Annotated in this window: 23 protein-coding genes; 3 read left to right on the top strand and 20 right to left on the bottom strand. The window is 54.6% G+C overall.

Annotation, left to right across the window (positions count from 1 at the left end; translation table 11 throughout):
• Positions 1-64: 64 nt before the first annotated feature.
• The 11 genes from ETR37_RS16235 to ETR37_RS16185 form a co-directional block, all read right to left on the bottom strand.
• Positions 65-1,999 (bottom strand): stage V sporulation protein D, encoded by a 1,935-nt coding sequence (locus ETR37_RS16235; protein ID WP_060787941.1) that lies wholly within the window; start codon positions 1,997-1,999, stop codon positions 65-67.
• Positions 2,000-2,070: 71 nt separating this feature from the next.
• Positions 2,071-4,281, bottom strand: coding sequence for a penicillin-binding protein (locus tag ETR37_RS16230; protein ID WP_060787940.1), 2,211 nt, complete (start codon positions 4,279-4,281; stop codon positions 2,071-2,073).
• A gap of 6 nt (positions 4,282-4,287) precedes the next feature.
• A complete protein-coding gene (gene ftsL, locus ETR37_RS16225; RefSeq protein WP_033006878.1) occupies positions 4,288-4,644 on the bottom strand; it encodes a cell division protein FtsL in 357 nt (118 codons plus the stop codon).
• 96 nt (positions 4,645-4,740) lie between these two features.
• Positions 4,741-5,673: a 16S rRNA (cytosine(1402)-N(4))-methyltransferase RsmH gene (gene rsmH, locus ETR37_RS16220; protein ID WP_033006876.1), complete on the bottom strand. Its 933-nt coding sequence runs from the start codon at positions 5,671-5,673 to the stop codon at positions 4,741-4,743.
• A gap of 278 nt (positions 5,674-5,951) precedes the next feature.
• Positions 5,952-7,580: a bacillithiol biosynthesis cysteine-adding enzyme BshC gene (gene bshC / locus ETR37_RS16215; RefSeq protein ID WP_129447511.1), complete on the bottom strand. Its 1,629-nt coding sequence runs from the start codon at positions 7,578-7,580 to the stop codon at positions 5,952-5,954.
• Positions 7,581-7,662: 82 nt separating this feature from the next.
• On the bottom strand, positions 7,663-8,049 hold the full coding sequence (locus ETR37_RS16210; RefSeq protein ID WP_013145856.1) for a DUF3397 domain-containing protein: 387 nt from the start codon (positions 8,047-8,049) through the stop codon (positions 7,663-7,665).
• Complete coding sequence (locus ETR37_RS16205) at positions 8,042-8,962, bottom strand: 2-dehydropantoate 2-reductase (RefSeq protein ID WP_013145857.1); 921 nt, start codon at positions 8,960-8,962, stop codon at positions 8,042-8,044. Before ETR37_RS16205 ends, ETR37_RS16210 begins: the two co-directional genes overlap by 8 nt.
• Positions 8,963-9,031: 69 nt before the next feature.
• Positions 9,032-9,610 (bottom strand): RsfA family transcriptional regulator, encoded by a 579-nt coding sequence (locus ETR37_RS16200; RefSeq protein ID WP_020755458.1) that lies wholly within the window; start codon positions 9,608-9,610, stop codon positions 9,032-9,034.
• 69 nt (positions 9,611-9,679) lie between these two features.
• Complete coding sequence (locus tag ETR37_RS16195; protein WP_033005871.1) at positions 9,680-10,435, bottom strand: enoyl-CoA hydratase/isomerase family protein; 756 nt, start codon at positions 10,433-10,435, stop codon at positions 9,680-9,682.
• 161 nt (positions 10,436-10,596) lie between these two features.
• A complete protein-coding gene (rpmF, locus tag ETR37_RS16190; RefSeq protein WP_011230605.1) occupies positions 10,597-10,770 on the bottom strand; it encodes a 50S ribosomal protein L32 in 174 nt (57 codons plus the stop codon).
• A gap of 142 nt (positions 10,771-10,912) precedes the next feature.
• Positions 10,913-11,452: a YceD family protein gene (locus ETR37_RS16185; protein WP_020755455.1), complete on the bottom strand. Its 540-nt coding sequence runs from the start codon at positions 11,450-11,452 to the stop codon at positions 10,913-10,915.
• 308 nt (positions 11,453-11,760) lie between these two features.
• Between ETR37_RS16185 and ETR37_RS16180 the strand changes: the two genes are divergently transcribed.
• The gene (locus ETR37_RS16180; RefSeq protein WP_020755452.1) at positions 11,761-12,981 is read left to right on the top strand and encodes a nucleotidyltransferase; all 1,221 of its coding nucleotides are present in this window, start codon (positions 11,761-11,763) and stop codon (positions 12,979-12,981) included.
• Here the strand turns inward: ETR37_RS16180 and ETR37_RS16175 are convergent.
• The gene (locus ETR37_RS16175) at positions 12,954-13,973 is read right to left on the bottom strand and encodes a SepM family pheromone-processing serine protease (RefSeq protein ID WP_033005868.1); all 1,020 of its coding nucleotides are present in this window, start codon (positions 13,971-13,973) and stop codon (positions 12,954-12,956) included. The two genes, ETR37_RS16180 and ETR37_RS16175, sit on opposite strands and share 28 nt — an antisense overlap.
• Entirely contained in the window at positions 13,970-14,758 is a 789-nt protein-coding gene (locus ETR37_RS16170) for a patatin-like phospholipase family protein (RefSeq protein WP_033005867.1), read from the bottom strand. Before ETR37_RS16170 ends, ETR37_RS16175 begins: the two co-directional genes overlap by 4 nt.
• 130 nt (positions 14,759-14,888) lie before the next feature.
• Between ETR37_RS16170 and ylbJ the strand changes: the two genes are divergently transcribed.
• Complete coding sequence (gene ylbJ / locus ETR37_RS16165) at positions 14,889-16,124, top strand: sporulation integral membrane protein YlbJ (protein WP_081212558.1); 1,236 nt, start codon at positions 14,889-14,891, stop codon at positions 16,122-16,124.
• Positions 16,125-16,263: 139 nt separating this feature from the next.
• Here ylbJ and coaD read toward each other — a convergent pair whose 3' ends face one another.
• Positions 16,264-16,758, bottom strand: coding sequence for a pantetheine-phosphate adenylyltransferase (coaD, locus tag ETR37_RS16160; RefSeq protein ID WP_129447510.1), 495 nt, complete (start codon positions 16,756-16,758; stop codon positions 16,264-16,266).
• The gene (gene rsmD, locus ETR37_RS16155; protein WP_129447509.1) at positions 16,724-17,320 is read right to left on the bottom strand and encodes a 16S rRNA (guanine(966)-N(2))-methyltransferase RsmD; all 597 of its coding nucleotides are present in this window, start codon (positions 17,318-17,320) and stop codon (positions 16,724-16,726) included. The genes coaD and rsmD overlap by 35 nt, the downstream gene beginning before the upstream one ends.
• Before the next feature lie 396 nt (positions 17,321-17,716).
• On the opposite strand from rsmD, the gene ETR37_RS16145 reads away from it, so the two are divergent.
• The gene (locus ETR37_RS16145; protein WP_013145867.1) at positions 17,717-18,106 is read left to right on the top strand and encodes a DUF7147 family protein; all 390 of its coding nucleotides are present in this window, start codon (positions 17,717-17,719) and stop codon (positions 18,104-18,106) included.
• Positions 18,107-18,164: 58 nt separating this feature from the next.
• Here ETR37_RS16145 and ETR37_RS16140 read toward each other — a convergent pair whose 3' ends face one another.
• The 5 genes from ETR37_RS16140 to ETR37_RS16120 form a co-directional block, all read right to left on the bottom strand.
• Entirely contained in the window at positions 18,165-18,434 is a 270-nt protein-coding gene (locus ETR37_RS16140) for a YlbG family protein (protein WP_025949744.1), read from the bottom strand.
• 17 nt (positions 18,435-18,451) lie between these two features.
• The gene (locus ETR37_RS16135) at positions 18,452-18,898 is read right to left on the bottom strand and encodes a YlbF/YmcA family competence regulator (RefSeq protein WP_011230595.1); all 447 of its coding nucleotides are present in this window, start codon (positions 18,896-18,898) and stop codon (positions 18,452-18,454) included.
• Between the two features lie 140 nt (positions 18,899-19,038).
• A complete protein-coding gene (locus ETR37_RS16130) occupies positions 19,039-19,407 on the bottom strand; it encodes a hypothetical protein (RefSeq protein ID WP_025949743.1) in 369 nt (122 codons plus the stop codon).
• A 40-nt stretch (positions 19,408-19,447) separates the two neighbouring features.
• A complete protein-coding gene (locus ETR37_RS16125) occupies positions 19,448-19,681 on the bottom strand; it encodes a YlbE-like family protein (RefSeq protein ID WP_129447507.1) in 234 nt (77 codons plus the stop codon).
• 12 nt (positions 19,682-19,693) lie between these two features.
• Entirely contained in the window at positions 19,694-20,077 is a 384-nt protein-coding gene (locus ETR37_RS16120) for a YlbD family protein (protein ID WP_014195361.1), read from the bottom strand.
• Positions 20,078-20,086 lie beyond the last annotated feature (9 nt).

The following is a 20,086-nucleotide window of genomic DNA, read 5'->3' as shown; positions in this document are numbered from 1 at the left end:
AGCGGAAAAAGGGGCACAACCAACCCGATGTGTCATCGCATCGGTCGCCCCTTGCACGTTCGTCTTACCGTTCTTCCGCCGCTTCGCGTTTCGCCAAATAAATGCGGACCGTTGAGCCTTCTTTCACTTTCGCCCCTGGCTTCGGGGATTGTTCCACAACGACATCTCCCTCGCCACTAACATCTAATTTTAAGTCAAAAAGCTGCTCTTGCAAATCATTTTTTGTCATTCCGATCAAGTTTGGCACTTCAATGACTTTCGGCTCGTTCCAGTCGCGCTCCTTCTCGAGCTGGTCTTTGCGGGGCTTCACGCCCAACGTGCGCAAACTATCTTCCATAATTTTCCCCACAATCGGGGCAGCGACCGTGCCGCCGAACTGAACCGTTCCTTTCGGGTTGTCGACGGCGACGTACACGACAAGCTTCGGGTCATCCGCCGGAGCGAAGCCGATGAACGAAACGATATGGTTGTTTTGCAAATAGCGGCCGCCTTGCGCCTTTTGCGCCGTTCCCGTTTTTCCACCGACGCGGTACCCTTCGACATACGCCTTTTTCCCTGTTCCTTGAGCGACGACGCTCTCAAGTGCGTAACGGACTTGTTTCGATGTTTCCTCGGAAATGACGCGCCGTTTCGCTTTTGGCGTGTTGCGGCGGACGATCTCTCCTGTTTCCGGGTCGACCCACTGCTTGGCAATGTACGGAGTGTACAAAATGCCGCCATTGATTGCCGCCGACACGGCAGCGACTTGCTGGATCGGCGTCACCGACACTCCTTGGCCAAACGCCGTCGTTGCCAGTTCCACCGGCCCAACCCGTTTCAAATCAAACAAAATGCCTGTTCCTTCGCCTTGCAAGTCAATGCCCGTTTTCTCACCAAAACCGAATTGCTTAATGTAACGAAACAACGTCTCCTTTCCAAGCCGCTCGCCAAGCTCGACAAACCCCGGGTTGCACGAGTTTTGCACGACTTCCAAAAACGTCTGATCTCCGTGGCCGCCTTTTTTCCAGCAGCGAAGCGTAGCGCCGGCTACTTTGGCGTAGCCCGGGTCAAAGAAATGGTCTTTCAGCAAATTCACCTTATGTTCCTCAAGCGCCGCGGCCAGCGTAATGATTTTAAACGTCGATCCCGGTTCGTACGTGCTCCAAATCGGCAAGTTGCGGTTGTAAATTTCCGGAGGAACGCTCCGGTAATCCGCTGGATTGAACGTCGGGCGGCTCGCCATCGCCAAAATTTCACCGGTGTTCGGGTCCATGGCGATCGCGATGATGCCGTCCGGATTGTATTTCGCCTCCGCGATGTCAAGTTCGCGCTCCATGATCGTCTGAATGCGCGAATCGATCGTCAACACCAAATTCAAGCCGTCAGTCGGCGGCGTATAGTCATCAGCGATATCGGGCATGCGCCGCCCTTTCGCATCGGAATAAAACTGCACGGAGCCGCGCTCGCCCCTCAGTTCCTTGTCATAATACAGCTCCAACCCGGTGAGCCCTTGGTTGTCAATGCCGGTGAAGCCGAGCACGTGCGACAAATAGCTGCCAAACGGATAGTAGCGCTTCGTATCTTCCGCGATATACACCCCATCCAAGTCGAGGGAGCGCACATTCGCCGCTTTTTCATCGGAAATTTTCCGCCCTTCTTTCAGGCGGACGATCGACGTTTTTTGCGTGATTTGTTTATAGATGGATTCGACCGAACCGCCCAGCACCCCTGCCAGCTTTTTCGCCGCCTCTGCCGGGTTTTTGACTTGCCGCGGAATGACATACACCGTCGGAGCGCTCATGTTCGTCGCCAGCGGGACGCCGTTGCGGTCCAAAATTTCGCCTCGCTTCGGCTCAAACGGAATGTTCCGGCCCCATAGCCCTTTCGCCCGTTCCGCTAATAGATCGCCGAGCCAAAATTGGACGTAGCCGAGACGGAGATCGATAATGGCAAAAATCAAAATCCCGATCAAAAACACGATCGTCAACCGCTTGCGCACGGTAACGTACGATACGCGCATATGGCGGAACCTCCTTCATGGTGGGCTCGTTCCACTATATGCTTGTACGCCCCGTTATAGAACGGCAAAAATCATTCGTGCGGCTCGGCTTCTTTCCGTAAAGCCGCCTCTTTCTCCTTCTCCGCCGCCGCTTTCTCCCATTGGCGCGGCGGAGCCAATTCAACAATTAAATAATCGCCTTTGCGCACCTCCGCTCCCGGACGAATGTTTTGGCTGACGACATAGCCGGTCCCTTTCGTGCTCGGCCGCAAGCCGAGTATATGAGCCACTTTCATAGCGTCGCGCAGCGAGAAGCCGCGCAAATCCGGCATCGTTGCCGCCCCGTCCGTTTTTAACACGACCCGTTCGCCCAAAAGAACGTGATCGCCGCCTTGCGGAAGCTGCTGCTCAACATATTTGCCGCGGCCGATCACGACCGGCACATATCCCTTGTCCTTCAGCTGCTTGGCTGCCGAAGCCGCCGGCTGGCCGATCCATGAATCAAGCGCCTGCGGTTTTGCAGTCTTTGCTTTCATTCGTTTTTCCCCGTTCGGTTCAATATGCAAATATTGCAAACTGCTTTTCATCACCGTCGTAAAAATTTGCGACACCGGCGCCGCTCCGGTTTCGGTCACATCGAGGTGCGGCTGTTGGACCGCGACATACATGAGAAGCTTCGGATCATCCGTCGGCGCCATGCCTAAAAACGAAAAAATGTAGTTTTCCCGTCCGGTCAAATAGCCCCCGGAAGCCGACGGAATTTGCGCCGTCCCCGTTTTGCCGGCGACGCGGTAGCCGTTGATTTGGTACGGACGGCCGGTGCCGTGCTCGGACGTGACGACCGTCTCTAAAATGGCGCGCACTTTGCGCGCGGTTTCCGCCGTAATCGGCTCGCCGACCACGGTCGGCCCATGATCGAGCACGACTTTGCCGCTGTCTGGGTCGACGACTTTCTCGATGACATACGGCTTCATCATTTTCCCATCGTTGGCGATCGCCGTCGCCGCTTGGATTTGCTGGATTGGCGTCACCGATGTCCCTTGGCCGAATCCGGTCGTAATTCGTTCAATCGGGTAGCGATAGCGGATTTGCCCGACCGCTTCGTTCGGCAAATCGATGCCCGTTTTCCGGTCAAAATGGAAACGGTGCAAATATTGCAAAAACCGATCTTCACCAAGCTTTTCTTTCACTAAAATCGAAAAGGCGACGTTTGAAGAGCGCTGCACCCCTTCATTAAACGTGATCGTCCCCCAGCCGACATCGTTATGGTCGCGGATCGTGTTCGGCCCCACTTTGTAGGAACCGGAGCGATACGTTTCGTTGCCGTTATACACTCCTTCGTTGATGGCCGCCGCGAGCGTGAACACTTTCATCGTCGATCCCGGCTCATACGGATAGGAAATGGCGTCATTTAAAAAGTTCGTAATATCACGCTTGTTTGGGTCGAAGCTCGGACGCGTCGCCATCGCCAAAATTTTCCCTGTTTTTGGATCAGCGACGATGGCGATCATTTTTTTCGGCTTGTATTGCTTCTCGACACTGCTCATCGCATCTTCCAAAAACGATTGAATCTTTCCGTCGATCGTCAAATAGACGTTTGCCCCATTGTCCGGCTTGACAATGCGCTCTTCCCCCCCGGGGAGGCGGAAGCCGTTTGCGTCGCCGGCAAACGACACATAGCCGTCTTTTTCACGCAAATACCGGTCAAGTTCTTTTTCCACGCCCATTTTGCCGACCGTTTCGTTAGCTTCATTTTTTTGCGCGTAGCCGATGACGTGCGACGCAAACACGCCGTTCGGATAAAACCGGCTCGTGTCGCGGATGAAAGCGATGCCTGGCAAATGGAGCGCTTCGATTTTCCGTTTCAGCTCAAAACTGATGTTGCGGCCGTAGGACCCAAACTCGACTTGCTTCGCTTTTTTGGTCAAAATGCGCTCCATCGCCTCGACGTCCATGCCAAGCAACGGGGCGAGTTGTTCCGCTGTTTTTTTCGGATCGACCACATGGTGCGGATGATCCGGATCGGTTGTCATCTTCGGATCCAAAACGGCCACAACCGTATACGACGGCACATCTTCAGCCAAAACGGCGCCGTTGCGTTCGAAAATCGTTCCGCGCTTCGCCTTGATCGTCCGCGTTTGTTGATGCTGCCGCTCCGCGATCACAGCCAGCGTTTGGCCGTCCGCTTTGCCGGTCCATTCAAGCTGCACAAAGCGGGCGAACAACAGAGAAAAGAGAAAGCCGAACAGGCAAAACAGGATGAACGCTCCCTGATGGGTGTTGCGATGCTTTCTTGCCTCCATCGCCGATCATTCCTGCACAACTTTCACATGGTTTTCGTTGAGCGACAAACCGAGCTCTTTTGCCTTTTGCAAAATGCGCTCGTACGCGCTCAGCCGTTGCACCTCGATATATAGGTCATTGTTCTCCTTTTTCTGCTCGTCAATCGACGCCTCGAGCTTTTGCACCCCTTTGTTCAATTCGTAAATGCGCACTTGGTTCGAGACGATATGAACCGCCGCATAGAAAACAAACAAGCAAAACAACACAAACAGCATCTTTTCAGCCAGCGACAGGCGAAAGCGCTGCTTCCGCCGCGTCTTCGGGCTTGGCGGTGACGCCGGATGTCGTTGTTCGCGCGCGACTTTGACTGCTGCATCGTTCACATTTTTCCCCTCCTGTTTCTCCATGCATTCGTTTTTCGCCGCAATGGGCGGCGCCCGCATTGAAATTTGGTTGTGTTTCCCCGCTATTTTCGTCATCTACAGCTTTTCGGCAATGCGGAGTTTGGCCGAACGGGCGCGACGGTTTCGTTCGAGCTCTTCCTCGGAAGGAACGATCGGTTTTTTTGTAATGATTTTCAGCACGGGGCGGTAGTCGTCGGGGAGAACCGGAAGCCCCGGGGGCAATGGCGGGCTTTCGCTCGCCTTTTTAAACGTTTCTTTGCAAATGCGGTCTTCAAGCGAATGAAACGTAATGACGCTCACCCGACCGCCGGGGGCGAGCAGTTCGATCGCCTGCTCGAGCGCCTCGCGAAACGCCTCAAGTTCGTCGTTGACCGCGATGCGAAGCGCCTGAAAAATGCGTTTGGCCGGGTGTCCGCCGCTGCGGCGCGCCGGAGCGGGAATCGCTTCCTTAATCACCTCAACGAGCTCCCCCGTCGTTTTAATCGGCCTCGTGCGGCGCACTTCCTCGATTTTGCGCGCCACTTGCTTCGAAAACTTCTCTTCGCCGTAACGGAAAAAGATGCGGACGAGCTCCTCGTATGGCCAGCGGTTGACAATCTCCGCCGCCGTCAGCCGCTGCTTGCGGTCCATCCGCATATCAAGCGGCGCATCGTGCTGATAGCTGAAGCCGCGCTCGGGTTCGTCGAGCTGCGGCGAAGAAACACCCAAATCAAACAAGACGCCATCGACGGACTTGACGCCAAGCGCCGAAAGCTCCTCTTGCAAAAACCGGAAGTTCCGGTGCACAAACTGCACTTGCCGGCCGTAGCGGGCGAGCCGTTCGCGCGCATGCATGATGGCGGCTTCGTCTTGGTCAAAGGCAAACAGCTTCCCACGTGCCGACAAACGGGAGAGCAAATACTCGCTATGGCCGCCGCCGCCCAGCGTACAATCGACGTAAATGCCGTCAGGTCGGATGTTCAGCCCATCGACTGCCTCTTTCAGCAACACGGTTGTATGTTGAAACACATGTCCACCACCTTCGTTGCATAAAGCCACACTCACATCGGCCAGTGGCCGCCTCCTTATTATATCGCAAAGATGGACAAAATTTTAGCTTTTTTTGTAAAAAAACGTCCTTTTTTGTTTCTTTTTGTCGGACGGACCAATCACGGCCATCCTGGCGGCTTCACCCCTTTACTTTTATTTCCATTTCGTGAATATTGTTTTTTTACAATTCATTTCACAAAAAAGAAAATCCTGCTCAAAGCAGGATGTTTCTTTTCGACTTTTTCTTTGAAAAAGCCTCACATATATACAATTTTATGCATTCCATTGCCAGGACTGCGAATGTCCAAAAGTTTTTCTACAAAATCAAATCCGTAGCGGTTGATGTAATAAAACACGTTCCAAACCCGCTCCTGGAGCGCACCGTTCGGCCGAAGCGACGTCTCGATGCGCCAAAATTTCCGCCGCTCCGCCTCATGTTTGCGCAACAGCGCCCGCTCGAGCGCGTGCTGAAGAAACTCGATTTGCGCCTGAATGATGGCGGCATTTTTCGCCACCAATCCCTCCAATCCGCGGTCAATCGCCACCCCAAGCTCACGGAGCGGCCGGTGCGCCGCGTCAATGTCCGCCTTCGCTTTGGCAAACGCCGAAGCAAGCGGCGCTTGAGCGGTCGCCTCCCGCCACTCCCGCTTTGCTTCATCGAGCCGCCCGGACAATACATCAGCCACCTCAAGGCCGATATCGGACAGGTCGGTTTGCAGCGAACGGCTGACGATTGTCGCCTGCAGACGCGGCACGACCGGAGGCATTTCTAGGTCGAAAAGCGGAAACGCCTCTTTCAATTCCGCCCAATAAGCGATCTCCCCCGGTCCGGCAACGAAAGCGAGCGTCGGCAGCAAATGCTCTTGCATGAGCGGACGGGTGACGACATTGTTGCTGAAACGGGCCGGATTCGTTTCGGCAAGCTCAAGCAGCTCTTCTCTTGTCCAAACGAGAGTTCCCGCTTTATTGTGAAACAGGCCGCGTTCCTCATCATACTGCAAAAGCGAACGTTCACGGCCGTCGTAATAAAACAAGTTGGCCGCGTCACAACCGATTTCAATCAGCGGCGCATATCCGAGCGCGCGCAACGCCTCTTGCTGAGCGAGCACCACGGCCGTCACATCGCGATGGCGTTCAATGAGCGCGGCGAAAAAGCGGCGCTCAAGCGGCCGCACCGCCGCATCGCCAGCGTTCAAAACAACTAAACCGTGATCAGCGAACAACCGGAGCACAATGGCGGCAAAAAAGTCGACAAACGTGCGCGCCTCATCAAGACACGATGACAAAAAGAAGAGCAGCTCATTCGTCACGTCCGTTTCCCCATACGTTTTGACGACGCGCTCGATCCACTCTTTCGCAGCCATCCGGTCCAGCAGCACATCGGCAGCCATCCGTTTTTCGTTCGTTTTGTGTGGGTACGCTGCTTTTTTTACTTCTCCTTCCTCAACGACATAGACATGATCGATTTCCGCGATGTCATGATCTTCGCCGGCGATCCAAAACAGCGGCACGACCGGGACGCCCAATTTTCGTTCCTGCTCTTTGGCAAGCTGGATGATGGTGATGATCTTATAAATCGTATACAGCGGCCCAGTCAACAGCCCGGCTTGCTGCCCGCCGACAATGACGACGCTTCGCTCGTTGCGCAGTTTCTCAATGTTTGCCATCGTAGCCACACTCGCCGAGAAGCGCCGGTGATAAGCGCGCAAATAGTCGGCAAGCCCTTCTCGGTCATAGGTTCTTCCTTGCAAATAGGCCAACCGCCGACAAAACGCTTCATCGTCCGCCTGGGCATAAGCGAAGCCGCTCTCTGCTGGAAACGCGCCGGTTATGTAATCAGCCGCCAATTTCGTCGCTGCTGGCAACGGAATTTCGCGAACTTCCATGGCGAAAAACTCCCTTTCTTATGTATTCTTTCATGAGTATAGCACGTTTATGGCCAAGAGAAAAAAAGCTTGCTCGGCCACACTAAAGGCTCATCGCAACGCGCATGGCCATTCCGTATACAAGCAGCCCGGCGTAAAGAGAGGCAAAAATGAGAAAACTCGCCCGCCAAAAGACGCGGAACACCGTCCGCAAACGAAAGTCCGCCGTTTTCCGCCAATAGCCAAGCGCGATCGCCGCGTGCAGACCAAACAAAAAGAGAAGAAGAGGAACGAAGTACGATTTTCCAAACAGCACTGTCAGCAAAAAATAGACAGCGGCGATGAAAAAAGCAGTCGCAGCGTTGACCGCGGCGTAAAACGCTGCCCGCCTCCGCCTGCCGACCAAGCGTGCTCCGAAGTAGACGAGCAAAAACAGCAGAAGCGGCGCGGTCACAAACGTCGCCAGCGTCGAAGCGAGCCAATCACCCATCCGTCTCTCCCCCTTCCTTCCCTTTCACCGCGCAAAAGACAAAGCGGACGACCGGCAGCATAGCGCCGCGCGCCTCCCCTTGTTTCAACACATAGCCCAAAATGGCGTCAATCTCCGTCCGGCGCCCGTTCGCCAAGTCCATATACATCGACGAATAGTTGTCCGCTGTTTTTTGGCATATGCGGACGACGCGCTCCCACGCCCGATTGGCGTCTTCAAGCGGCAGCACGTTCCGCACCTCATCAAACAGCTGCCTCATCATATCGCGGTACGGAGCCGTTTCTAGCAGCGCCCCGTTTTTCACTTGCAATAGAGCGGTGAGCGGATTGATGACTGCGTTGACGACAAGCTTGTCCACAAGAATGCGCTCCCAATCATCGGCCCATTCGATCGGAAAGCCGCGCTCCCCTTCCCGAAGCTCCCAGGCGTCGCCAAATGAACCATAGCGGGAAGCAAGTGTCAGCTTTCCGGCGCCCGTATGCGCCACCGTCCGGTCATCCAGCTTCATGGCACCATGCTCCACGACGCCGACGAGGACATTTTTGTCGGCAAACATCGTCAACTGCTCGAGATGCCCCATGCCGTTTTGCAAAAAAACGAGCGTGCGAACGCGGCGAAACGCGTCGATTTGCGCACAGACGGAAGCGAGATCGTACTGTTTGACGGTCACAAACACGAGCGGCTCGTCCAGCTCTGCTCCAGCAAACGGCTGCGCGCGCACCGCCACGACCGATGTCTCGCCATCTTTTTTCAGCGCCACACCATGCTCGGCAAGCTGCCTTGCTTGGGACGGACGCCTCGTATAGACCGTCACCCCATGGCGCCGCCCAAGATAAGCGGCGAGCAGCAATCCGATTGCTCCGCCGCCGACAATCCCAATGTTCAATCCTTCTCCCCCGCTTTCTTGCAACATGGCGTTAGCCTTATTTTAGCAGAGATCTTCTTCTTCCGTTAAGAAAAAAAGCCGGCGAAAAGCCAGCCTTTACCCTTCGTCGACGCCTTCAGCCACTGCATTCGGCGCCGGTTTCCCGCTGTCTGTCACCATTTTGCGCGCCCGCTCCATAATGGAAAGCAGCGTTTTATACTCCTCCTGGATCGCAGCTAGTTGTTTTTGCAGCGATTCTTTTTCCATTTGCAACTTCGTTACCATTTGCTGCAGCTGCTCCATGTCATTTTTGAGCGCCCGGTTTTCATCGGCCGTCCGTCGGGCGTCGCGCGCCTTTTGCTCCTCAGCTTGCAAAAAGGCCAGCACTTCCGCCCATGACAAATGGCTTTTGACTGCCGCTTCCACCTTCGCCTGCCCCTCGCTTTCCTTCGTTGATGAGGTTTCTTTTTTTCGCATCTTCCGTTCTTGCTTGGCTTGCTCGATCTCCTCCTTGTACTGCTTGCGAACGCACGAATTCCAGCGAAATCCGCACGCTGCCGCCGTCCGCGACAAGCGCCGCCCGACTTCGGCAAACGCCTCCAGTTGGGTGCCGCCTTCGCGAATATACTGAAGCACAACATTCGCCAACAACTCATCCTCTTCTTTCGTCCATGCGTCTTGACGCACTCCCGTCATCCCCTTCCCCCCTTATCGCCGCTTTGTCATTATATGTATGCGGCTAGTAGAAACGGTAGAAGGAAAAAATTACTTCTTACGCAAAAAAGGACGCAATGCCTGTTCATGTTCGGCCGACCCCCACAGCTCGGCGCAACGGGCGATCTCGGCGAAGAACTGCTCTCGAAACCAAGCTGTTCGCCATTTTTCGCCGGCTGCGGCCTTATATGCCTGCAAGACGGAAAGCGATCGCTCCGCATAAGGCGCCAGCCGTTCACGCCATTGTTCGCGCCAATGTTCGGCTGGTAGGATGGCGTCAACCCAACCGCACGCTTCCATCGCCTCCGCCGTCATCGGCTCGGCGCGCAGCAATAAGTCAAGCGCCCGCCCGTACGGAAGTTTGGCAAACAGCATCGACGCTCCTCCCCAGCCGGTTGTAATGCCAAGCCGGCCTTGCACAAATCCGATCCGGCTTCCTTCTTTGGCAAAGCGAAAATCGCAAGCGGTCGCCAGCTCGCAGCCGCCCCCCATCGCTGTTCCGTTGACAAGGGCGGCCGTCGGCTTCGGAAACGTCAGCAGCCTGTACAGCAGCTCTCCCATGCGCATGAGCATCTGTCTTGCCTCCGTGCCGCGCAAATGCCCAAACTCGCTCAAATCGCCGCCGGAGCAAAACGCCTCGCTGCCGGCGCCGGTAATGGCGAACACTTTCACCTGTGGATCAGCCGCCGCCTGTTCCATCGCCTCCTCAAGCGCCCCCATCACGGCAAAATTGATCGCATTCCGTTTCTCTGGACGGCAAATCGTAAACAGCGCAATGCCGTCATGATGCTCCAACATGGCTTCCATCAGCACGTCTCTCCTTTCTTCATCAATGAATTGGGCGCGTTCTCTTCAATTTCCTGCCTCACGACGAAAAAAACTGCCGCCTGGACGAACAGCGTTGATTTTTTGCAGACAATCAAAAAGGCTGTCCTCTTTTCGGACAGCCTGTCGTTCGATGTCGGCCATTATTTGTTGACGACATCTCTTCCTTTGTATGTTCCGCATGCTTTGCAGACGCGGTGCGCCAATTTCCATTCGCCGCAGTTCGGGCATTGCACCATGCCTGGCACTTGCAGTTTAAAGTGCGTGCGGCGCAGCCGTTTTCTCGTTTTCGATGTTCTTCTAAAAGGTACTGCCATCATTCCCACCTCCTTGTCGGGCGCATTTTGGCATATCCATGCCGGCGGATCAGTCAACCTCGAGGCCGCCGTCCGCCGGCACACAAGGCGGCTGCCGGACGGTGCGCCATAGGCGCCATCGGCCGGCAACGCCGACTCACGATCATTCCTCTCGTTTTTCCTCGAAAAACTTGGCCAGCCCTGCAAGGCGAGGATCTACTTTCTTTTCCCGCTCTTGCATCGCTTTCTCCCATTCTTCTTCCGACAGAACGTCCCATCCTTCCCCATGTTGCGGCGCGCCGCCGGCAACCGGTCCTTCGGCGATCAGCTGCAACGGGATTTCAAGCAAAATCAACTCGCGGATGATAGGGTTCAAATCAATCGTGTCCCCCGCCACCATATGGGTGTCCTCATCGGTTTCCACGATGCCGCTGCCATCCGCAAAAAACGTCTCCGTCGTCTGAATGGAAAACGGATACGTCACATCGACAAGCGTCCGCGAGCAAGGCAACACCATCGTTCCGGACAATGTCAAATGAAACGTGAATTTTGTCGACCCGACATCCGCTTTTCCTTGGACGTGCACCGGCGAAATATCGCGGATCAACGTGTCAATTTGTTTTAAATCAGACACATCGACCGTCTCATCAATCGCCATTTCCTTATGTTGAAAACGGCGAAGCTGTTGGACCGTCCATTTCATATCATCACCTCAAGGCAACGAATAAAATTATACGTTTCGTTTCTAGTTTTGTCAATGTTTTTTCTTTACAACCACTCATTCCTTGGAAAAGAACGGCATACTCCCATCATGTCCAAATGCCATTCCGAACATGCACGGTCGGCGCGCGGACATCGGAAAACGGTCGACCGCTTCGTTTCTTTTGCTGTCCTCACCGCATGTTGCCGTTGATCTTCGCCGCTTTCTATTCCATACTAAGTTCAGATAGAATAGACAGCCATTTCGTTGCGGCCAAGCCGCGCGAATCGCCATGAAAGGAGCGAAAAAAGGTGAAAGCCGTCGGCGTGATCGTGGAATACAACCCGTTTCACAACGGTCATTTCCACCATTTGAACGAAACGAGGCAAAAGACAGATGCGGACTGTTTGATCGCCGTTATGAGCGGAAACTTCTTGCAGCGCGGTGAGCCGGCCATCGTCTCCAAATGGGCGCGGGCTAAAATGGCGCTCGCCGCCGGCGTAGATGTGGTCATCGAGCTGCCGTACGCCTTCGCTGTGCAAGCGGCTGAACAGTTCGCACATGGGGCGGTGCAGCTGCTTGCGGCGATCGGCTGCCAAGAGCTTTGCTTTGGCAGCGAATCGGGGGAAATTTCCGCTTTTTTATCCGCGGCCAAAACATGGCTTGAACAGAAGGAAACGTTCGATTCCCTCATCCGCACCGGGCTTTCGCGCGGACAAAGCTTTCCGAAAGCCGCCGCTGAAGCGTGGCAAACGTTCGGCGCCGCTCCGCTTGATTTGTCCAAGCCAAACAACGTGCTTGGTTTCGCGTATGTGAAAGCCATTTGGCAAAACAAGCTGGCGATGATGCCGCGCACGATTCCGCGGCTGGCCGCCGGCTATCATGACGAATCATTTTCCCACCCGTCGATTGCGAGCGCCACCAGCCTGCGGAAAACATTGCGACAAACCGGTCGTCTCGAGTCGATCGCGGCGTACGTTCCGCCCGCTGCGCTCGAACAACTCCGCCAATACCGGGAGACATACGGGCGCTTTCACGATTGGGAAGTGTATTTTCCGCTCCTAAAATATCGGCTGTTGACCGCCACAGAGGCCGACTTGCGCCGCATCGCCGGCGTGGAGGAAGGGATCGAACACCGGCTGAAGCAACACATCGCCCACGCCGAAACGTTTGCCGCCTTCATCGCCGCTGTCAAAACGAAGCGATACACCTGGACAAGGCTGCAACGCCTATGCGCGCATGTGTTGACGAATTTCACAAAAGAGGAGCAAGCCAAAGCGGCCAACCCGACCTATATCCGGCTGCTCGGCATGAGTGAAACCGGCCGCCGCTACTTAAAGCAGGTGAAAAAAAGCGCTGCGCTCCCGCTCGTCGCCAGAGCATCCAAACTCAATGGCGACCCTCTTTATGAGCAAGAAAAAAGAGCGGCAGCTGTGTACGCCGCCGCTTTTCCGGAGCCGCTCTACAGCGCCGCGCTGAAAGAAGAATACGCCACGGCGCCGATTTACGCTTCCGGCATCGAACGCAAATAACGAACTGCCTCGTCGAACGTATCGACCGGGACGATTTTCATATGCGTCCCGATTTTTTTCGCCGTCCGCACCGCCTCGCGATAGTTCGACGTCGGCGCACCATGTTCGTTCGGGGCGAAAAACACCTCGGCTCCTTCGCGGTCAGCGGCCACGACTTTTTGCGAAACACCGCCGATCGGCCCGACGTTTCCGTCAAGATCAATCGTCCCGGTGCCGGCGATTTTATGACCTTTTGTAATATCTTCATCGACAAGTTGGTTGTAAATTTCAAGTGAAAACATGAGCCCAGCCGACGGTCCGCCGATTTGTTCCGACTCCACGTCAACCGGCGGGTCGGTGCGGACGTCATAATCGGTCATGAGTGTCACCCCAAGGCCGACTTGGTTCGGGTGCTGTCGAAACGGCTTGAGCTCGAGCTCTGTTTCCTGCCGCTTCCGGCCGCGAATGAATGCGACGCGGACGCGATCACCCGCTTGTTTTCCGCGAATGTAGTTGACCATCTGCTCCGATGTGCCGAGCGGCTTTCCGTCGATCGCGACGATGCGATCACCGGTCTTTAGACGGCCGGCGGCCGGCATATCCGGGAGGACGCTCATGACATAAACGCCATGAGGTTCATACGACACCGGCTTTCCGGCGTGGCGATAAGCGACGATGATCGCCGCTTCCTTCGACTGTTCCATGAGCTCAAGCTGGCGCATCGTATATTCCTTGTCGCTCTCCCCTTCCTGCTTGATTTCCTCGACCGGATGAAGCTCATAAAACGGGCGGATATGGGCCAACAAATACGCCATCACATTCGCCCGCCCCATCCGCACCGTCGTAAGCATCAACGTTCCCTTATCGCGGTCGCCGTTTTCCACGTGAACGAGCGGCTCCAAACTTTGCGCGCTTCCCGGCATCGTCACATAATACGGCAGCTTCATAAAAATGAGCAGAAAGATGAGGGCGGCGCCAAAGAAAAACAGGGCAATATACGTCCGTTTCTTCATTCGTGTGATGACTCCTTCCACTGTTCGATCGCTTGACGGATCGCTCCCACTTGCTTCCGCGCTTCCTCTTCCCCGCGAGCGATGATTTCCTCAATATCTGTGAACGCCCGCGAGCTATACTGTTCGACTCGCGGCCGGATCATAACGTCTGAGGCGAGCTGACGGTGAGCGACCAGCTCCGCTTGCAAAATATCGAGGCTCTGCCAAATGACATCGGCGATCGACGCAATTTCCGCCTTTGTGTTGAGCGGAGAGACATCGACAGCGATGACAATATCCGCTCCCATCGCTCGGGCGACCGACACTGGCACCCGGTCGACGACGCCGCCGTCGACAAGCAGTCTGCCATTCACCTCCGCCGGCACAAAAATGCCAGGAATTGAGATGCTCGCCCGCACCGCCTGGGCTGCTTCCCCTTGCCGAAACACGACTTTCTCTCCTGTCCGCAAATCAGCGGCGACAACAGCCACAGGCGGGGACATCTCCTCGATTCGTTTCCCTTTCGTCAACAAGCGAAGAAACTGCGTGATGCGCTCGCCAGCGATCAGCCCCATTTTCGGCACCGTCCAGTCAAGAAAATCGTTGCGTCGAAACGATTGAGCCAACCGATAGAGACGATGGAGGCCATGGCCGCTTGCGTAAAGGACGGCGACAAGCGCGCCGATGCTGCTGCCGGCCAAATAGGAAATCGGAATATGCTCCTCCTCAAGCACTTTCAATACCCCAAGATGGGCGAACCCGCGCGCTCCTCCCGACCCGAGCGCCAATCCGACTTTTGGCGGCACGCCTCCTCCCCCCTTTGTCGCAGCGCTATCCGCTTTCATCTTATGGTCTAAAACGCCCCCCTATGCTCGTATATTAGGTTATATGAGGTTGTACTACAAGAAACCGCACGGCAAAAAAGGGGGGAAAAAAGTGAAACAAAATTGGGGGGCGAAATGGAAAACCGTATTGCTCGCTTCCGCCGCCACCTTGTTTGCGTTTTCGCTCATTTGCTATCCAAAACAGTCGCTTGAAGCGTCCATTCGCGGTTTAAATATGTGGTGGGAGGTCGTCTTTCCATCGCTTTTGCCGTTTTTCATCGTCTCGGAACTGCTCATCAGCTTCGGCGTCGTCAGCTTCCTTGGCGTCTTGCTCGAGCCGCTCATGCGCCCGTTGTTTCGCGTCCCGGGCGTCGGCGGATTCGCCTGGGCCATGGGAATGGCGTCCGGCTACCCGTCTGGAGCCAAGCTGACCGCCCGCCTGTACCAGGAAAAACAGCTGACGACGATTGAAGCCGAACGGCTCTCGTCGTTCACCAATTCATCCAACCCACTTTTTATTTTTGGAGCTGTATCAGCGGGATTTTTCAACAACCCGCAACTCGGCCTTGTGCTGGCCGTTTCCCACTATTTAGGAAACATTAGCGTTGGGCTGATCATGCGCTTTCACGGCATCCGAAAAGAACAGAGGCAAGCGAAGCGGCAGCCACGCTCATTTTCGCTCCCGTATGCGCTGCGCACACTGCACCGCACGCGACTGAAAAACGAACAGCCGCTTGGCAAACTTCTTGGCGACGCCGTGCGTTCTTCTGTCCAAACACTGTTAATGATCGGCGGTTTTATTATTCTCTTTTCGGTTATGAATAAACTGCTGTATATGATGCATTTGACCGAACAGCTTGCCCCATTGCTGCGCCATCTGCTCCGCCTTGCCCAGCTGCCGGAGCAGCTTGACATCCCAGTGTTTTCCGGCTTGTTTGAAATTACACTCGGCAGCCAAATGATCAGTCAAACCGATGAGGCGATGCTGATGGAAAAAGCAGTGGCCACAAGCTTCGTCCTCGCTTTCGGCGGTTTTTCCGTCCAAGCGCAAGTCGCCAGCATTCTCGCCGAAGCGAACATCCGCTTTCAGCCGTTTTTCATCGCGCGTTTGCTGCACGGAGTGTTTGCCGCTTCCTTTACATACTTGCTTTGGAAACCGTTGTACATCAAAACAGCCGGCGGAATGCCGACTAACATCCCAGCGTTTCTTCACGCCGCCAAAGACGGCGCTTGGAATGAAGGCTGGCGGTTGCTGCAGCAATACGGGCCGCTCTTGACACTGTTGTTCCTTTGCCTTTATATATGGCTCGTCATCAAGGCAGCCAGTGAACCGCGCGGGCGCTCATAAGACGCTTGAGCGCCCAGCTTTTTGGCAGCAAAAAGCCATCGGGGCGGCTCGCGTCGTCTCGGCCGTGAGCCGCCCTTGACGGCAAAACCGGGCCGGCGCCGACTGCAACGTTCGCTTAAGCGGCTTTCATAAGGAAGCGTCAATCAGCGGCCGTGGACGCAAATTTCCGCTTCAGCGCCTGCTCAACAACCGGGGGCACGAGCTCGGAAATATCGCCGTTGTATTTCGCCACTTCTTTGACGATGCTCGAGCTTAAAAACGCATACTGGCTGTTCGTCATCATAAAAAACGTTTCAATGTTTTCATCAAGAACGCGGTTCATCGACGTAATTTGCATTTCGTATTCGAAATCGGACACAGCGCGCAAGCCGCGCAAAATGGCATTCGCTTTTTTGCTGCGGGCATAATCAACAAGCAGGCCGTGAAACGCTTCGACATGGACGTTCGGAAGCGTCCGCGTCACCTCACGAAGCAGCGCGATCCGCTCCTCGACAGTAAACAGCGGCTTTTTCGACGAGTTGTTCAACACCGCCACATACACTTGATCAAACACTTTCGCCCCTCGTTTAATAATATCCAAATGCCCGTACGTCACAGGGTCAAAGCTCCCGGGGCAAACCGCAATGCTCGCCATCGCTTCCATCCCCTTCCCATCTATAAATCGTCACACCGGTGATACCGTATGTTTCCCGCTTCCATCGTGTCAGGCCGCCGACCTCCTCCGGCAGCTCCGCCTCCGCCGAGTGTTCAGCGACGACGACGCCGTGCGGCTCCAGCAACTGACGCTCGGCGATCGACGACAGCAACGTCGGCCACTGTTTCTCTTTGTACGGCGGATCAAGGAAAATAACCGCAAAGCGGAGGCCGCGCTTCGCTGCTGCCTTCAGCGCCCGCTCGGCGTCGTTGCAGTAAATTTCCGCCCGCTTCTCAAGCCCGCAGGCCGCCACGTTTTTTCGGACCGTCTGCACCGCTTTCTTGTCATGATCGACGAAAATGACGCGCTCGATTCCTCGACTGAGCGCCTCGATGCCCAAGCCGCCGCTGCCAGCAAACAAATCAAGACCGTTGCCGCCTGAGAAATATGGCCCGATCATATTAAAGATCGCTTCTTTGACTTTATCGGTCGTCGGCCGTGTCGACATCCCTGGAACCGCTTGCAGACGCCGTCCTTTGCATGTCCCGGAAATCACTCTCATCGCCTTCACCCAATTCACCGTTTCAAGGTGGCTTTGTCATCCATTTGATTCGTTGTTTTCATGGTAATCTTACCATAAAGTTGATGATCGTCAAACTACGGAATTTTTTCGCCATTCATGTATAGAAATCGGCAAACGGTCCATAATGAGTAATGGCAACACGCTTCGTGCGTTGTTGCCAGTGACGGAGAAGACTTACGTTTCCCCATAAGTTCTTCCTCCGGTTTCTCCTCTCCCTTTTCTTTATTCTTTCCGATCCTTGTTCCGCCCTGCGCGGAGGCAAGGAACTGGAAAGGGCCTTGCGGGTTCATTTCCGCAAGGTTTTTTTTTGATTGCAATTCGCGAGGATGGCCGGTAAAGTTAAGGGTGGACGATGCTTGCAAGGGGGAACGATTCATGATCCAACGATTTATCGAACTTGGCGAAGGATATTCGGATATATATGAGCTGATTGCATTGGCGAAGGCCAACCGCCATCGTTTGTCCGGATTCTTTGTCTTCCATACGGTGAAAAAAGGCCAGGCGGTCGTCTCCTTGGCCGTTGTCCTTCATCCGACGGACCCCGGCGATTTCCAGCCGCTTTACATTTGCCGTGAAGGCATTCCCGATCCGTCCGTCAAGCCAAACAAACGGTACGAACTATTTATGGAAACCGCAAAGGAGCTGGGCATGGACGTCATTCACCTTGATGTTAAGCCATCGACGATGTTCGCTGAACTCGATTTATATTACCAACATTTGATCGGCATTATGCGGATGAATCGCTTCATCCCGCCGCTGCAGTAAACAAAGAAACAGCGGGCCGAAAAGCCGGCGTCGGCCTTTTTCGACCCGCTGTTTTCCTTCATCCAAGCGGATACGGGGAGTCTTTTTCCTTCTCCCCTTTCGATTCAAATTCCAGTTTTAAAAATGGGCGGTACGACGGCTCGACCCGCTTGACGAACGGAAGCGAGGCGAGCTTTTTCATGACATGGTCGACTTGCTCCATATCACAATACAGAACCGCATACTTCAGCCGTTTGGAAATGTAATGAATGTTGCCGAACCTGCGCAACTGTTTCCCATATTTCAGCGAATGAAGCCAAACGATAATCCCTTGCCGTTTTGGAAACATAGTCCCTTCCCCTTTTTTTATGTGCGGCAGCCGCAGCTTCCGCCCGCCCCGCAGCCACCGGAACAGCCCGCCGACAAAAAGTACGGATTTCCGGTCGGCACTTTCACATGTTCGGACACCGCTTTGCCGATCAGCACGCTGATCTCATCAAGCAACTCTTGCATCGCCTTCTCTGCCTCCTTAAAGGCGGCGACCGTCTCATGCAAATCGAGCTCCCGCTTCGCTTCGCGCACTTCTTTCATCACGTCGCGGTAATCAGGATGGTATTTTCCGAAGCGCTGCACTTCTTCGTAGCGCTCCTTCAGCTTGACAAAGCGAGCGATTAGCTGCTGGGCGCGGCGGTCTTGCTTCAGCCGCCAAAAGGCGCGGCGGTATTCGTCCGCCACGTCCGACTCGACAATCATTTTGGCCAACGCTTCTGCTTTATCTAAAATCTCGATGCGCTCGAGAGTCGCAATCTTCACCAAATGGCACCTCCATTACCCATCATACCATGAACGAAAAGAAAAGGAAAAGGAAAGAGATAGCAAAGAAGCAAACAAAAAAGGCGATCCAGACTGTGCCGAATCGCCTCTGTCCGCCTTTTAAACGATCGTCGTCATCTCTATCGGATGGCGACGTCAAATTCGTGCGTCATGCCGGTTGCTTTCCCATCATTGTAGACGAGCTCAAGACGGATGGTATGTTTCCCGCTCGGCAAACCGCGCACGATAAAGGCGGCCGTGTATACTTCCGTCATTTTTTGCCCGTTGACATAGACATGAATGTGTCCGCCGCCGCTCCCTTTGCGGAACGGAAAGTGGACGGCAACACATTCAATGAATACGTCGCTTCCTTTCACTTCATGCTTCACCTGAAGCGGACCGCCCACTGCTTCGGCGTGAGCGGAGGATGACGACGCCGGCTCAAAGAAGGCATACGCCGCGAGCAATATGACAGCCGCAAACCATGCGAACCACTTTGGCAAAGACATCACTCCCTTTCGAAACTAGTCTTTGCCATTGGCCGCCCGATTAGTCGCGCATGGCTTTAAACATTTGCCACATAAGCGACGCCATTTGCAACGATTGGGAGATTTTTTTCACTTTGTCAGGGATCGTCAGCTCATAGTGGCGCAAGGCGGCCAATTGGAACGTCGACAGTTCATGCGGACGGCGGGCAAGGAGCCGGTACCAGCGCGGCTGTTCGCGCAAAAACGCGCGCAACATCGGAGTTCCTTGCAGGTATTGCCATACATCTTTCCTCATCGCCACCACCCTTTAATCTTTGCGGAACGAAAACGGATGCGCTTCTTTGTTTCTTTGTTCTTGACCGGCCCCTTGAAATTCGGAAAGAATGCTTTGGATCGCCGCGATCGCCTGCTGGACGTTCGCCAAATGTTTTTGCACATCGGCTGCATCGATCTGTCCAAGCATAGACGCGAGCTTATCGAGCCATTTGTTCGTTCCTTTTTCCTCCTCTTTTGCCGCACCGTTTGTTTCCCGATACGGCTCCCATATGTCATCGTCTTCCCCGAACAAATACCAATCCTCATACACTTGTTTCCACGTCTTTTTGCCACTGCGCACCTCCTGGATGATTTTTGGATGTTTTTTCACAAACTGTTTAAACTGTTCAACGGAAGGATGCAGAGGCTTGACCATGGCGGTTCT

It is taken from the genome of Geobacillus sp. PK12, from assembly GCF_004123125.1.
Taxonomy (GTDB): Bacteria; Bacillota; Bacilli; order Bacillales; family Anoxybacillaceae; genus Geobacillus; species Geobacillus zalihae.
The sequence above is the reverse complement of the archived record's forward strand: the minus strand, read 5'-3'. Positions and strand labels throughout refer to the sequence as shown.